13 protein-coding genes are annotated in these 14,097 nt (G+C 68.3%); 1 reads left to right on the forward strand and 12 read right to left on the reverse strand.

What is annotated here, in order from left to right:
* Positions 1–209 precede the first annotated feature (209 nt).
* The 12 genes from VF522_RS18690 to apbC all read right to left on the reverse strand — a co-directional run bounded on the left by VF522_RS18690 (position 210) and on the right by apbC (position 12,114).
* Entirely contained in the window at positions 210–1,067 is an 858-nt protein-coding gene (locus tag VF522_RS18690; RefSeq protein ID WP_330909819.1) for a formate dehydrogenase accessory sulfurtransferase FdhD, read from the reverse strand.
* A 67-nt stretch (positions 1,068–1,134) separates the two neighbouring features.
* Positions 1,135–1,698 (reverse strand): hypothetical protein, encoded by a 564-nt coding sequence (locus VF522_RS18695; RefSeq protein ID WP_414709559.1) that lies wholly within the window; start codon positions 1,696–1,698, stop codon positions 1,135–1,137.
* 10 nt (positions 1,699–1,708) lie between these two features.
* Complete coding sequence (locus tag VF522_RS18700; protein WP_330909820.1) at positions 1,709–2,962, reverse strand: formate dehydrogenase subunit gamma; 1,254 nt, start codon at positions 2,960–2,962, stop codon at positions 1,709–1,711.
* On the reverse strand, positions 2,946–3,173 hold the full coding sequence (locus tag VF522_RS18705; RefSeq protein ID WP_330909821.1) for a hypothetical protein: 228 nt from the start codon (positions 3,171–3,173) through the stop codon (positions 2,946–2,948). Before VF522_RS18705 ends, VF522_RS18700 begins: the two co-directional genes overlap by 17 nt.
* Positions 3,170–3,787, reverse strand: coding sequence for a formate dehydrogenase FDH3 subunit beta (gene fdh3B, locus VF522_RS18710; RefSeq protein WP_330909822.1), 618 nt, complete (start codon positions 3,785–3,787; stop codon positions 3,170–3,172). The genes VF522_RS18705 and fdh3B overlap by 4 nt, the downstream gene beginning before the upstream one ends.
* A gap of 10 nt (positions 3,788–3,797) precedes the next feature.
* The gene (locus tag VF522_RS18715) at positions 3,798–6,800 is read right to left on the reverse strand and encodes a formate dehydrogenase subunit alpha (RefSeq protein WP_330909823.1); all 3,003 of its coding nucleotides are present in this window, start codon (positions 6,798–6,800) and stop codon (positions 3,798–3,800) included.
* 14 nt (positions 6,801–6,814) lie between these two features.
* Positions 6,815–7,024: a twin-arginine translocation signal domain-containing protein gene (locus tag VF522_RS18720; protein WP_330909824.1), complete on the reverse strand. Its 210-nt coding sequence runs from the start codon at positions 7,022–7,024 to the stop codon at positions 6,815–6,817.
* 204 nt (positions 7,025–7,228) lie between these two features.
* Positions 7,229–7,846 (reverse strand): TorD/DmsD family molecular chaperone, encoded by a 618-nt coding sequence (locus VF522_RS18725; RefSeq protein ID WP_330909825.1) that lies wholly within the window; start codon positions 7,844–7,846, stop codon positions 7,229–7,231.
* Positions 7,843–9,930 carry a 4Fe-4S binding protein gene (locus VF522_RS18730; RefSeq protein ID WP_330909826.1) on the reverse strand — a complete coding sequence of 696 codons (2,088 nt, stop codon included), beginning with the start codon at positions 9,928–9,930 and terminating at the stop codon, positions 7,843–7,845. The genes VF522_RS18725 and VF522_RS18730 overlap by 4 nt, the downstream gene beginning before the upstream one ends.
* On the reverse strand, positions 9,857–10,468 hold the full coding sequence (locus VF522_RS18735; protein ID WP_330909827.1) for a DUF3306 domain-containing protein: 612 nt from the start codon (positions 10,466–10,468) through the stop codon (positions 9,857–9,859). The genes VF522_RS18730 and VF522_RS18735 overlap by 74 nt, the downstream gene beginning before the upstream one ends.
* Entirely contained in the window at positions 10,461–11,015 is a 555-nt protein-coding gene (locus VF522_RS18740) for a DUF3305 domain-containing protein (protein WP_330909828.1), read from the reverse strand. The genes VF522_RS18735 and VF522_RS18740 overlap by 8 nt, the downstream gene beginning before the upstream one ends.
* Positions 11,016–11,025: 10 nt before the next feature.
* Positions 11,026–12,114: an iron-sulfur cluster carrier protein ApbC gene (gene apbC, locus VF522_RS18745; protein WP_414709560.1), complete on the reverse strand. Its 1,089-nt coding sequence runs from the start codon at positions 12,112–12,114 to the stop codon at positions 11,026–11,028.
* 75 nt (positions 12,115–12,189) lie between these two features.
* Between apbC and metG the strand changes: the two genes are divergently transcribed.
* Positions 12,190–14,097: methionine--tRNA ligase (gene metG, locus VF522_RS18750; RefSeq protein WP_330909830.1), on the forward strand; the 1,908-nt coding region annotated here is incomplete at its 3' end.

Genomic DNA, 14,097 nt, shown 5'->3' on the forward strand with positions numbered 1-14,097 from the left:
AGGACCAGGGCGATGAATTGCGCCGGCGCCGGCTCGCCGGTCACGCGCGGGCGCAGCAGGAGCGCGCTGCGCAGGCCGTCGACGAACCATGCGGCCAGCCCGGGCCGCGGCGGCAGCGGCATCGGGACCAGGGGAAGGTGGGCGGGAGGATCCAGGGCGAGCTCATCCATGGACGGATGATGCCGCCGGCGCGTTCGCCGCGCGAGTTCTCAGGTCTCGGATCGCAGGCGGGTGCCGGCCAGCGCGGGCTGCAGAAGCAAGCGCTCGCGCCCGGTGTAGCAGAGGAAATGCTTGCCCGTCGCGCGGCCGACCGTGCACAGTCCCAGGCGTTCGGCGATCTCGAAGCCCATTTGGGTGATGCCGCTGCGCGACACCACGATCGCCACGCCCATCTGCGCCGACTTGATCACCATCTCGCTGGTGAGGCGGCCGGTCGTGTAGAACACCAGCGGCGCGTCGGGGGCGGCCGCATGCGCGTTGTCCTCCTGCAGCCACATCCAGCCCGCGATGGTGTCGATCGCGTTGTGGCGGCCGACGTCCTCGACGAACAGCAGCATCTCCTCGCCGCGGAACAGCGCGCAGCCGTGCACCGAGCCGGCGGACTTGTAGGTGCTCTCCTGGAGCCGGATCGCGTTCACGATGGCATAGAGCTGCGCCTGCGTCAGGCGCGCATCCGGCAGGTGCACGCTGTCCACTTCGTCCATCAGCGCGCCGAACACCGTGCCCTGGCCGCAGCCGGTGGTGACCACGCGCCGGGACGTGCGCTCCTCGATGTCGTCGATGCCTTCGCGCGTGCGTACCGCGGCGGCGCCGACGTCCCAATCCACGGTGACGGACTCCACGGCGTCCAGCGAGCGCACCAGCCGCTGGTTGCGCAGGTAGCCGAGCACGAGCCACTCGGGATGCGCGCCCAGCGTCATGAGCGTGACCAGCTCGCGCTTGTCGACGTAGACCGTGAGGTCGCGCTCGGCGGGAATGGAGATCGCCTCTTCCTCGCCGTGGGCGTTGACCACCTGCACGCTGCGGGTCAGCGGCGCGCGGGCATCGGTGAGCACGGGACGGGTCATGCGCGGAGGCTACCGCAAAAAAGAAGGCCAGCCGGGTGGGCTGGCCTTCGCTGCGATGCGGCGTTCTTCAGGGCTTCTTCGACTGGGCCGAAGCCGGGCCGGCGGGCGCCATCTCCGCGGAATGGTTCTTCACGCTCGGCGGCGAGGCGGCGTTGCCGGGAGGCGAATGTGCGCCGGAGGCCTCCAGCGGCGTCTGCTGCGGCGGGTTGTAGGCGAAGGGACCGGGATCGGCGCAGGGCGGGATCTTCGGCGCCGCCGCCACCGTGGGAGCCGGCGTGCCGCCGCCTTGCGAGGCGGCCGGCGTGTTGGCCGCGTTCGACGGCGAGGCAGGGGTCGGCGAAGGGGGCACCGCGGCTGCAGCGGAGGCTCCGGGATTCGCCGCGGCCGTGGGCACCGTCGCTGCGGCCGGCACGTTCACCGCCGGACGGGACGCGGCGCCCTTGCGGTACTGGGCCGCCACGCGGTCCTGCGCCTGGCATAGCTTGTAGGCGTCGACCTTGCCCTGCCAGGCCGCCTTGGCGGCGGTCTCGGCGGCCTTGGCCTTGGCCGCGTCGTCCACCGGCGGAAGCTTGGCCAGGACCAGGCTGGAAGCGGCCAGCGCGCAGGCGGTGAAAACCAGTTTCTTGCTCAAAGCTCTCTCCTCACACGGGGCGCACGGCCCGCGTGTCGTTCACGACGGGGACGGCCTGCTTGCTGCGCTGCGCGGGGATGCGCCCGGCCTGGATGTCGTCGTACCAGTAGCCGTGATGTTCGCGCGCCCACGCTTCGTCGACGTAGCCCTCGCGCATGGCGCGGTAGGCGCCGCGCACGCCGACCGTGCCGAGGTAGATGTGGAAGCCGATCAGGCAGATCATCAGGACGGCGGCCGCGGCGTGGATCATGTGCGCCTGCTGCATGGTGGCGCGCACGTAGTCCATCGCAGGCACCACCTTGTCCAGCACCAGGCCGGAGCCGACGACGACCACTCCCAGCACCACCACGCCGATCCAGAAGACGACCTTCTCGCCGGCGTTGAAGCGGTGCGTCGGCGGTTCGTTGCCCGCCTTGCTGAACACGCCGCCGGCCTTGGCGAGCCAGCCGAGGTCCCCGCGGCGCGGGAATTCGTCCTTGATGAAGGTGATGATCACGATCACCAGCGACACGGCGAACAGCGGGCCGAAGAAATTGTGCAGGTTCTTCAGCAGGTAGGTGAAGTACCCGAACAGCACCTGGCCGATGACGGGCAGCAGGAAGAACTTGCCGAAGGCCATCACGATGCCGGAGAGGCCCAGCACGACGAAGGCGATGGCATTGGTCCAGTGCGCCGCGCGCTCCAGCGGCGTGAAGCGCTCGATGCGCCGGCCGCCGCCGCCCACCGCGGGGTTGTGCCCGATCGGGCCGCGCGTGAACCAGAAGATCCCCAGCGCCAGGATGGAGATGAGGACCAGCGCGCCGCCGTAGGGGACGATCCAGTGGTTCCTCACCTGGCGCCAGGCCTCGCCCGCGCTGGTGAGCTTCGAACCCGGGTACTGCACCTGGCCCTGGATCAGGTTGCCGGCTTCGGCGTACGGCAGCGAGCTGTAGCCGGTGATGCCCTTCTTCACCTCGCGCCACATCGGCGAGTTGTTGTGGGGTTGCACCGCGTTGCGCTGGCCGTTGGTCTGGTCCAGGTAGCCCTTGTCCTTGTCGGCATCGGGCTTCACCTCCGGCTTCACGTCGAAGATGTTCTGGCCCTGGATGCCGCCCGCGCCCGGCAGGGCCGGCGGAAGGTCGTCCTGGGAAGGCTTCGCAGCCGGCGTGGCGGCCGTCGAGCCGGCCGCGCCGCCCGGCGACGCGGTGGCCGGCTGCGCCAGCGCCACACCGGCGGCGCCGAAGGTCAGCGCCGCCGCGGCGACGAGTTCAAGGAACCTTGACATAGTCGTTCTGCCCCTGCGTGCGCGTCTTGATCTGCGCCTCCCAGGCCGCGCGATCGCCCTGCTTCCAGCCGGCGGCCATGAAGGGCGGCTGCTTGCCGGTGCCCTGGTACACCTGCTGGTCGCTCTTGATGCCCGAGGCGGTCTGCTCGCGCTCGGCGCAGCCCGCCAGCGCGAGCGCGCCGGCGGCGATGAGGAGGGCGGCGCGGATCACGACTTGCCCCCTTGCGGCTGGCCGGCCTGCTTGGAGCCGTAGGCGGTGCCCCAGCCCCAGACCTCGGCGCCCTTGCCGCGCTTGAGCACGCGGGTGCGGAAGATGTCGGCGATCACGTCGCCGTCGCCACCGAGCAGCGCCTTGGTGGAGCACATCTCGGCGCAGGCAGGCAGCTTGCCTTCGGCCAGGCGGTTGCGGCCGTACTTGTCGAATTCGGCCTGCGAACCGTGCGTCTCCGGCCCCCCGGCGCAGAAGGTGCACTTGTCCATCTTGCCGCGCACGCCGAAGGTGCCGGCCGCCGGGAACTGCGGCGCGCCGAACGGGCAGGCGTAGCTGCAGTAGCCGCAGCCGATGCAGGTGTCCTTGTCGTGCAGCACCACGCCCTCTTCGGTGCGGTAGAAGCAGTTGACCGGGCACACCCCCATGCAGGGCGCATCGGAGCAGTGCATGCAGGCGACCGACACCGAGCGTTCGCCCGGCACGCCGTCGTTGAGCGTCACCACGCGCCGGCGGTTCACGCCCCAGGGCACCTCGTGTTCGCTCTTGCAGGCCGTGACGCAGCTGTTGCACTCGATGCAACGCTCGGAGTCACAAATGAACTTCATTCTTGCCATGTCGTGCTCCTCAGGCGACCTTCTCGACGTTGCAGATCGTCGTCTTGGTTTCTTGCATCATCGTCACGCTGTCGTAGCCGTACGTCGTGGCGGTGTTCACCGCCTCGCCGCGCACCACCGGCGCCGCGCCGTTCGGATAGTGCGGCAGCAAGTCCGCGCCCTGCCAGCGACCGGCGAAGTGGAACGGCATCCAGCAGGTGTCGGGGCCGACCCGCTCGGTGACCAGCGCCTGCACGTTCAGCTGCGCGCCCGTCGGCGTCTTCAGCCACACGCGGTCGCCGTTCTTGATGTTGCGGGCCGCCGCCGCCTTCGGGTTGATCTCCACGAAGGCTTCCTGCTGCAGTTCCGCCAGCCAGGGGTTGGAGCGCGTCTCGTCGCCGCCGCCTTCGTACTCCACCAGGCGGCCGGAGCTCAGGATCAACGGGAACTTCTCGTGCACCTTGTCGGCGACGTTCTTCTGCTGCAGCGTCTTGTACAGCGTCGGCAGCCGCCAGAAGGCCTTCTTGTCGTCGTGCGTCGGGTACTTGGCGACCAGTTCCGGACGGGTGCTGTAGATCGGCTCGCGGTGCTGCGGGATCGGGTCCGGGAAGTTCCAGACCACCGCGCGTGCCTTGGCGTTGCCGAAGGGGTGGATGCCGTGGTTCTTCATCGCCACGCGGATCAGGCCGCCGGAGAGGTCGGTCTTCCAGTTCTTGCCCTCGGCCAGTGCCTGTTCGGCAGGCGTGAGCTCGTTCCACCAGCCCAGCTTCTTCGCGAACACGTGGTCGACCTCGGGATAGCCGGTGGCGATCTCGGACCCCACCGGGGCGGAGCCGTCTTCGGCCAGCAGGTTGACGCCGTCCTTTTCCACGCCGAAGTTGGCGCGGAAGCAGCCGCCGCCGTCCATCACGTGCTTGGTGGTGTCGTACAGGTTCGGGGAGCCGGGGTGCTTCAGTTCGGGGGCGCCGAAGCAGGGCCACGGCAGGCCGAAGTAGTCGCCGCCGATGTCGTAGGACTTCTCGACTTCCTTGCCGGTGGCGTCGACTTCTTTCCACTTCGCCACGACGTTGGACTTGGCCTTGAGCGTCTTCACGTCGAACTGCCCCATGAGCATCATGTGGGCCTTCAGGCGCTCGGGGCTCTGGCCGGTGTAGCCGATGGTCCAGTTCGACTTGTTGATCTCGCGCAGGATGTCTTCCGGCAGGGGTTCGTCCATGCCCTTGACCTTCTGCATCTTGTAGTTCTTGACCAGCTCCTTGCCGAAGCCGAGCTTGTCGGCCAGCTGGTACATGATCATGTGGTCGCTGCGGCTTTCCCACAGCGGCTCGATCACCCTCTCGCGCCACTGCAGCGAGCGGTTGGATGCCGTGCAGGAGCCGCTGGTCTCGAACTGCGTGGCCGCCGGCAGCAGGTAGACCGCGCGGTTCGGGTTGCGGTCGGCCGGGTCGCCGGGCATGGCCGCCATGGCGGCGGTGGCGGACGGATACGGGTCGACCACGACCAGCAGGTCCAGCTTGTCCATGGCCTTCTTCATCTCGAGGCCGCGGGTCTGCGAGTTCGGCGCGTGGCCCCAGTAGATGACGGCCTTGAGGTTCGGGTCCTGGTCGATCAGCTCGTTCTTCTCGAGCACGCCGTCGATCCAGCGGGACACCGTGATGCCGGGCTTGGACATCATGCCGGCATTGGCGAAGCGGCCCTTGATCCAGTCGTAGTCGACGCCCCAGACGGTGGCGTAGTGCTTCCAGGAGCCTTCGGTGAGGCCGTAGTAGCCGGGCAGCGAGTCGGGGTTGGGGCCGACGTCCGTCGCGCCCTGCACGTTGTCGTGGCCGCGGAAGATGTTGGCGCCGCCGCCGGAGATGCCGATGTTGCCCAGCGCCAGCTGCAGGATGCAGGAGGCGCGGACCATCGCGTTGCCGATCGAGTGCTGCGTCTGGCCCATGCACCACACGATGGTGGAGGGCCGGTTCAGCGCCATCGTCTGCGCGACCTTGAACACTTCGGCCTCGGGCACGCCGCAGGCTTCCTGCACCTTGTCGGGCGTCCACTTGGCGAGCACGTCCTCACGGACCTTGTCCATGCCGTAGACGCGGTCGTTGATGTACTTCTTGTCTTCCCAGCCGTTCTTGAACACGTGGTACAGCACGCCGAACAGGAACGGGATGTCGGAGCCGGAGCGGATGCGGATGTACTGGTCCGCCTTGGCCGCCGTGCGCGTGAAGCGCGGGTCGGCCACCATCATCTTGGTGCCGTTCTCCTTGGCGTGCAGCATGTGCAGCATGGAGACGGGGTGCGCCTCGGCGGCATTGGAGCCGATGTACAACGCAGCCTTGCTGTTCTGCATGTCGTTGTACGAGTTCGTCATCGCGCCGTAGCCCCAGGTGTTGGCGACGCCGGACACCGTGGTGGAGTGGCAGATGCGCGCCTGGTGGTCGCAGTTGTTGCTGCCGAACAGGCTCACGAACTTGCGCATCAGGTAGGACTGCTCGTTCGAGTGCTTCGACGAGCCGATCCAGTAGACGGCGTCCGGGCCGCTCGCCTTGCGGATGTCGTTGATGCGGCCGGAGATCTCGTTGAGGGCCTGGTCCCAGGAGATGCGGGTGTACTTGCCGTCCACCAGCTTCATCGGGTAGCGCAGGCGGAACTCGCCGTGGCCGTGCTCCCGGACCGAGGCGCCCTTGGCGCAGTGCGCGCCGAGGTTGATCGGCGAATCGAATACCGGCTCCTGGCGCACCCACACGCCGTTTTCCACCACGGCGTCGATCGCGCAGCCCACCGAGCAGTGGGTGCAGACGGTGCGCTTGACCTCGATGCGGCCCTCGCCGATGGCGGGACCCTTGCCGTCGGCGGCCCTGGCCTTCTTCACCAGGACGAGCGACGAAGCTGCGATGCCGACGCCGACACCGAGACCGGAGCGGCGCAGGAAGGCACGGCGATCCATGGTCGGCAGCGCGGAGCTCAGGCCACGCTGGAGACTGTGGACGAACGGCGAGCGCGGGTTGGCCTGGGCGGCGCCCGACTTCTTCGTGAGCAACATGGAACTCTCCAGCGTTAGATCAGCGTGGTCTTGTAGTACCGCTTGACGTGCTCGGTCACGCGGTAGCCGCCCCCTTTTTCGGGGGCGGGCGGAGTCGTTTCGGTGACGGGGGCTTCGCTGCCCACGGTCTTGGGCAGCGTGACGACGGCGGCGGTCGCGGCACCGGCGACGGCGGCTCCCAGCATGAAGCCCCGGCGGGAGGGCTGATTACGGCTTTCGGACATAAGCGTCTCCTGAAGCTCTTATGAAATGCTCTTCATACTGTAGTGGAGCCATTCCCCTGCGGCAATCGTTGGCAAGCGAAAAACGCGTTGCGGCGCCTAGGGAAAACGCGATGAAGACAGGAGCGCGACAGGGTCCGTCGCAAATTGCGACACTGCGCAGCACGCATGCTGCGGTGCACCAGCAAGCCGTGTCGAGCGAAAGACTTAAGCCAGCATGTCGAAGCCCTGTGCCTCGACGTTCGCGAAGGCGCGGGTGAACTCGGCCAGCGCGCGATAGAGCTTCGCCCTGGGATGGGCGGCGATCGCGTCGCACATCTCTTTGACCCAGGGCTGCAGGTGGGCGGAGAAGAACTCGCACTGCTTCGTGAGGTTGGCCACCGCCATATCGTCGCCGGCGATCAGGTAACGCATCACCTCGCAGACGTAAGCGATGTGGTCCTCGGTTTCGGGCATCGCCTCGTCGCGCGCGAGGCCGAGTTCCGCGAGCGTCGTGCGCAGGCGGGCCAGCGGCTTCTCGTTGAGGAAGCCACTGAGGTAGTGCGAGCCGAAGAGGTACACCTCGGGCTTGCCGACGCCGCCGAAGAGCGCGTCGTATTCGTCGGCGATCGCGGCGTCGGACTGCGCGCGGGCGGCGCCGACCACTTCGCGCCAGGGCTCCTCCAGGAAGCCGCCCCGTGCCGGCGCTTCGGTGACGGCCACGCGCAAGGCGGCCAGCAGTTCCGGCGTGGGCGCGGCGTAGTACAGCTGCGCGAGCAGCCCGTAGATCTCGGCGCGCGCGGTTTCCTCGTCGAGCGCGCTGCTGGCGGCGGGGTTCTGCGTCATGAGTCGGTGATGCGCGATTCGTCCTGGCTCGAATAGATGTCGATCACGCGGCAGTCGCCGCACATCTTCAGGCGCTCGAGCGCGGCGCCCTGGAACATGGCGTGGCCCGCCAGCTTGCCGAGCATGGCCTCCACGCCCTTCAGCGTGCCGAAGGGCTTGCCGCAGCGCACGCACCCATACGGCTTGGCCTCGTTCACCACGCGCGCCTGCTTGCGCTCCGGCGTGAGCAGCAGGCGCGGCTCGAGCGTGATCGCGTTCTCGGGGCAGGTCGTCGCGCAAAGCCCGCACTGCACGCAGTTCTTCTCGACCAGGCGCAGCTGCGGCGAGGTCTGGTTGTCCTGCAGCGCGCTGGCGGGGCAGGCGCCCACGCAGCTCATGCAGAGCGTGCACTTGTCCTTGTCGACCAGCACGTTGCCCAGCGGCGCCCCGGCCGGCAGCGCGATGCTTTCCGGCTTGCGCGGCGCCTGTTCGGCGAGATGGTCGAGCGCGAGGTCCAGCGTCGTGCGCTTCTCGACCGAGACGGCATAGCGGGCGCGTTCGCGCGGCACCGCGCCGCGGCGCCTGGCGAGCAGCTGCAGCTCCTGGTCGAGGTCGCTGGCGCTGCGGCCCTGCAGCAGGCTGAAGTGCGGGCCGTCGTAGCCCAGGCCTTCGAGGATCGCTTCGGCGACCTGCATCTGCGCCTGCAGGCCTTCCAGGTACTGCGGCGCCTCCTCGTGGGTGGCGAGCAGCGCGACGTGCGCGGCGCCCTGCGCCACGGCCGTGAGCCACAGGTCGATGCCGGTGCTGGCGACGTGCCATACCGCCAGCGGGATCACGTTGGCCGGCACGCCTTCGGCGGCGCCCACGCGCGCGGCGCGCCCGAGTTCCTCCACCAGGTGCTGGCCGCGTTCCTGCGAATGCAGCAGCAGGATCGGCGCGTTGCCGCCCGCCTTCTCGAAGGTCGACACCAGCGTGCGGATCTTCGTGCCCTGCTCGCTGGCGCGCGGATACGCGAACGCCAGCGCGCCGGTCGGGCACACGGTGGTGCAGGCGCCGCAGCCCACGCACAGGTTCGGGTTGACCTTGATCTGCTGGCGGCTCTTGTCGCTGGCGATCGCCTCGGCCGAACAGATGTCGATGCAGGCGTTGCAGCCGACCTTCTCGTTGCGGCTGTGCGCGCACAGCTTCTGCTTGTAGACGAAGAACTTCGGCTTCTCGAACTCGCCCACCAGCTCGCGCAGCCGCAGCACGACGTCGAGCGCGCGCGGGCCGTTCTCCTGCTCCGGCGGCAGGTGGAAGTAGCCTTGCGGCGGCGCGTGCTGCACGAAGGCGGGCTGCCGGCGCAGGTCCAGCACGAGGTCGAAGGTGTCGGTGTGCGCGACCGGCTCGCGCGCAAAGTCGATCGCGCCGGCGACGTCGCAGGCCTTGACGCAGGCGCGATGGCTCTTGCAGGCCTGCAGGTCGACCTGGTAGTCCAGGCCGATGGCCTGCTCGGGACAGGCCGCGACGCAGGCATTGCAGCGCGTGCAGAGGTCCAGGTCGATCGGGTTGTCCTGCGACCACGCCAGCTGGAAGGCGCCCAGCCAGCCGGTGAGGCTCTCGATGCGGCCGCCCACGATGGGATAGCGGCGCTCCTGCTCGCCGCTGCCGCCGCGCGAGAAGATGGTGATGTCCAGCGCATCGCCGATCACGTGGGCGAAGCGCTCCGCTTCCTCCAGCGGGCCGATCAGCAGCAGGCGGCCGGCGCTCTTGTAGGTGACGGTGGGAACCGGCTCGGGCTCGGGCAGTTTGGCCGCGGCCAGCAACGCGGCGATCTTGGGCATCGCGCCGCGCGCGTCCTTGCTCCAGCCGCCGGTTTCGCGGATGTTGACGAAGCGGATCGGCGACACCGCGCCTTCGGTCTGCTGCCCCAGTTCGCCGAACAGGCGCTTTTCCTGGGTGCAGGCAACCACCACGTCGTCGCCCGACTTCACGGCCTGCTGGAACGCGCCGGCTTCGCGCCGGCACAGCGTCGAGTGCAGCGTCAGGGGTTCATCGAGAGTCTTCCCCAGGGCCTTCGGGTCCAGGGGCATCGTCTTGTTGCAGTCGCAGATCAGGGTCGGCATGGTCTTCGGCCGGCGGTAATGCTTGCTCGGTCCGGTTGCTGGACTGTGCCACGGATCGGGGCGGCCGGTCATCCGCGCGATCCCTGCCCTCGGCGCTTTCCTCCGGCTCCTTCTCCTCCTTCTTCTCGTCGAAGAGGCCCAGGAAGCTCGCGCTGGCGAGCTGCCTCAGCATCTCGGGCGGGATCGGATCGGGCTTGGAGTAATCGTCAATATAGACGTCGAGGCCGTCCATCACGTTGAAGTGCGGATCGGAGAAGAGTTTCTTCATCGCCGCGTTCTTCACCTCGGGCGCGACACCGGGCTGCACGAAGCGCGAGAAATCGGAGTCGCGGGTGAGGGACTGGACGTCTTCGAGGGTGGGGAGCTGCGGCGGCTCTTCGACCGGGCGCGCCTCGGCAACAGCCGCGACCTCACTCCCTCTCCCGCTCGCGGGAGAGGGCTGGGGTGAGGGCTGGACCTCCGGCTCCGGCGCCAGCTCCTTCCCCTGCCTCGCCAGTTCCTTGCGCTGGCTCCAGCGGCCCAGGAATCCATCAGCCATGGCCTTCGCCTCCGCCGTACTTCTTCTCCGTCGTCACCGACGCCGGATTGCCGAAGCGGTCTTCCAGCCTCTTGAAGCTCTCCGGACGCTTGCGCTTGCGGGGTTCGGGCACGTAGTGCGCCTCGGAGAAGGCGCGCATCCACTCCACCACTTCGGGCGGCGCGGGCACGTTTTCGACGGTTTCCTGCGCGTCCAGCCAGCGGCCGGCTTCGTGGTAGCTGAGCGACACGACCACCGGGCGCGGGATCGGTTCCGGCGCCACGCTGGCTGCCTCCTCCATGCGCCACAGCACGAACCAGCCGGGTGCCGGCGTGGTGACGTTCAGGTAGTAGCCCTCCGCCTCGTCGCGGAACAGCTCGACCCGGAAGCCCGGGTGCAGCCAGCTTTCGGCGCCGTCCGCGCCCTGGTGCAGCAGCTTCGGCTCGCTGCCGAGGTCCTCCACCTGCGCAAGCACCTCGGCCAGCTCCCAGCGGAACGGCTGCCAGCGGCTCGAGGTGGGCACCTTGCGCATCACCACGGCGACGTCGATGGCGGGACGGTCGCTCATGGCTGCGTCTTCAGGTGTTCTTCGACACCGTGATGGTCGGGAACTTCGAGGAGAAGTCCTTGGCCTTGGTGGCGATCTTGATCGCCACCTGCCGCGCGACGGCCTTGTAGATCTTCGCGGCCTCGCTGTCGGGATCGGCCACGACCGTCGGCTTGCCGCTGTCGGCCTGCTCGCGGATGTGCAGCGCCAGCGGCAGCGCGCCCAGGTACTCGATGTCCTTTTCCTGCGCGTAGCGCTTGCCGCCGCCCTCGCCGAAGATGTGCTCGGCGTGGCCGCAGTTGCCGCACACGTGCACGGCCATGTTCTCCACGATGCCGAGGATGGGGACGCCCACCTTCTCGAACATGGTCACGGCCTTGCGCGCGTCGATCAGCGCGATGTCCTGCGGCGTGGTCACGATCACCGCGCCCGTCATCGGCACGCGCTGCGACAGCGTCAGCTGGATGTCGCCGGTGCCGGGCGGCATGTCGACGATCAGGTAGTCGAGGTCGTTCCAGTTGGTCTGGCGCAGCAGCTGCTCCAGCGCCTGCGTGGCCATCGGGCCGCGCCAGATCATGGCTTCGTCCTGGTTCACCAGGAAGCCGATCGACATGACCTGGATGCCGTGGTTCTCCAGCGGCTCCATGGTCTGGCCGTCCTCGCTCTCGGGGCGGCGGTCGATGCCCAGCATCATGGGCTGGCTGGGGCCGTAGATGTCGGCATCCAGCACGCCCACCCGGGCGCCTTCGGCGGCGAGCGCCAGCGCCAGGTTGGCGGCGGTTGTGCTCTTGCCCACGCCGCCCTTGCCGGAGGCGACGGCGATGATGTTCTTCACGTTGGGCATCAGCTGCACGCCCCGCTGCACCGCATGGGAGACGACCCGGGTGGTGATGTTCACCGAGACGTTGCTCACGCCCGGCGCCGCCTTGGCCGCGGCGATCAGCGCCTTGCGCAGGTCGGGCACCTGGCTCCTGGCCGGGTAGCCCAGTTCCACCTCGAAGGAGACGTCGCCGCCTTCGACATGCACGTTCCTCACGGACTTCGTGGAAACGAAATCCTTGCCCGTGTTCGGGTCCTTGACGCCCGCGAGAGCCGCGAGCAGTTGTTCCTGGGTGGCCATCAAGCTTGTCTCTGTGTACTTCCCGCCAAGTGTACCCACCACGAATAAAATGCCCGGTTCCCCCGGAAAGACCCCATGTCCCAGCGCAAGCTCTTCGTCACCACCGCCCTGCCGTACGCCAACGGCAAGTTCCACATCGGCCACATCATGGAGTACATCCAGGCCGACATCTGGGTGCGGCACCAGCGCATGGCGGGCAACATGGTGCATTTCGTGGGCGCGGACGACGCGCACGGCGCGCCGATCATGATCGCCGCGGAGAAGGCGGGCAAGACGCCCGAAGCCTTCGTGGGCGAGATCGCCGCCGGCCGCAAGGAATACCTGGACGGCTTCCACATCCGCTTCGACAACTGGCACTCCACGCACAGCCCGGAGAACACGGCGCTCGCGCAGCAGATCTACCGCGACCTGAAGGCCAACGGCCTCGTCGCGAGCAAGACCATCGAGCAGTTCTTCGATCCGGAAAAGCAGATGTTCCTGCCGGACCGCTTCATCAAGGGCGAGTGCCCGAACTGCCACGCGAAGGACCAGTACGGCGACAACTGCGAGGTGTGCAGCAAGGTCTATTCGCCCACCGACCTGATCAACCCGTATTCGGCGCTGTCCGGCGCCAAGCCGGTGCTGAAGACCTCCGAGCACTTCTTCTTCAAGCTGTCCGACCCGCGCAGCATGGAGTTCCTGAAGCGCTGGACGGCCAGCGGCACGGTGCAGCCCGAGGTGCTGAACAAGATCAGCGAATGGCTGGTGCCCGGCGACGACGGCAAGACGGCCCTCGGCGACTGGGACATCAGCCGCGACGCGCCCTACTTCGGCATCCAGATCCCGGACGCACCCGGCAAGTACTTCTACGTGTGGCTCGACGCGCCGGTCGGCTACCTGGCCTCGCTGAAGAACTACTTCGACCGGGGCGGCGCGAAGGCGGCCGGCGAGAACCGCTCGTACGAGGAGTTCATCGCGGACCCGGCGTCGGAGCAGTACCACTTCATCGGCAAGGACATCATCACCTTCCACACGCTGTTCTGGCCGGCGATGCTGCACTTCAGCGGCCGCAAGACCCCCAACGCGATCTTCGTGCACGGCTTCCTCACCGTGAACAACGGCGAGAAGATGAGCAAGAGCCGGGGCACCGGCCTCGACCCGCTGAAATACCTGTCGCTCGGCATGAACCCCGAGTGGCTGCGCTACTACCTCGCCGCCAAGCTCAATGGCCGCAACGAGGACATCGACTTCAACGCCGAGGACTTCATGGCGCGGGTCAACAGCGACCTGGTGGGCAAGTACGTCAACATCGCCAGCCGCGCCGTCAAGTTCGTCCCGGGCGGCAGGCTGGTGGCGGGCCAGCCCCTGGCCGCGATCGACCCGCAGGCCCTGGTGCAGGCCGTGCGCGGGCTGTACGAGACCCGCGACTACGCCCGGGCGCTGCGCGAGGTCATGGCCGTCGCCGACCAGGTCAACACGGCCTTCGATGCCGCCGCGCCCTGGAAGCTGGCCAAGGAAGGCAAGGGCGACGAAGCCGCGGCCGTCGGCAGCTGGTGCCTGCAGATGTTCCGCCTGCTCACCGCCTGCCTGCGCCCCGTGCTGCCGGCCCTGGCGGTGCAGGCCGAGGCCTTCCTGCAGTGCGAGCCGCTGGACTGGACCAGCGCCACGCAGCCGATGCCGGCCGGCCACGGAGTCGGCAGCTACAAGCACCTGATGCAGCGCGTCGAAGAAAAGCAGCTGGATGCGCTGTTCGAGGCGGCGGGAGCGGAAGCGCCCCCACCCCAACCCTCCCCCGCAGGGGGAGGGAGCGAGAAGCCGGGGGGCGAAGACATCGCGCCGACGATCGCGATCGACGATTTCGTGAAGATCGACCTGCGCATCGCGAAGATCGTCGAGTGCAAGGCCGTCGAAGGGTCCACCAAGCTGCTGCAGCTCACGCTGGATGTGGGCGAGGGCCGCACGCGCAACGTGTTCTCGGGCATCGCCTCGGCCTACAAGCCGCAG

This window comes from Ramlibacter sp. (genome assembly GCF_036383835.1).
In the GTDB taxonomy this organism is placed as follows: Bacteria; Pseudomonadota; Gammaproteobacteria; order Burkholderiales; family Burkholderiaceae_C; genus Ramlibacter.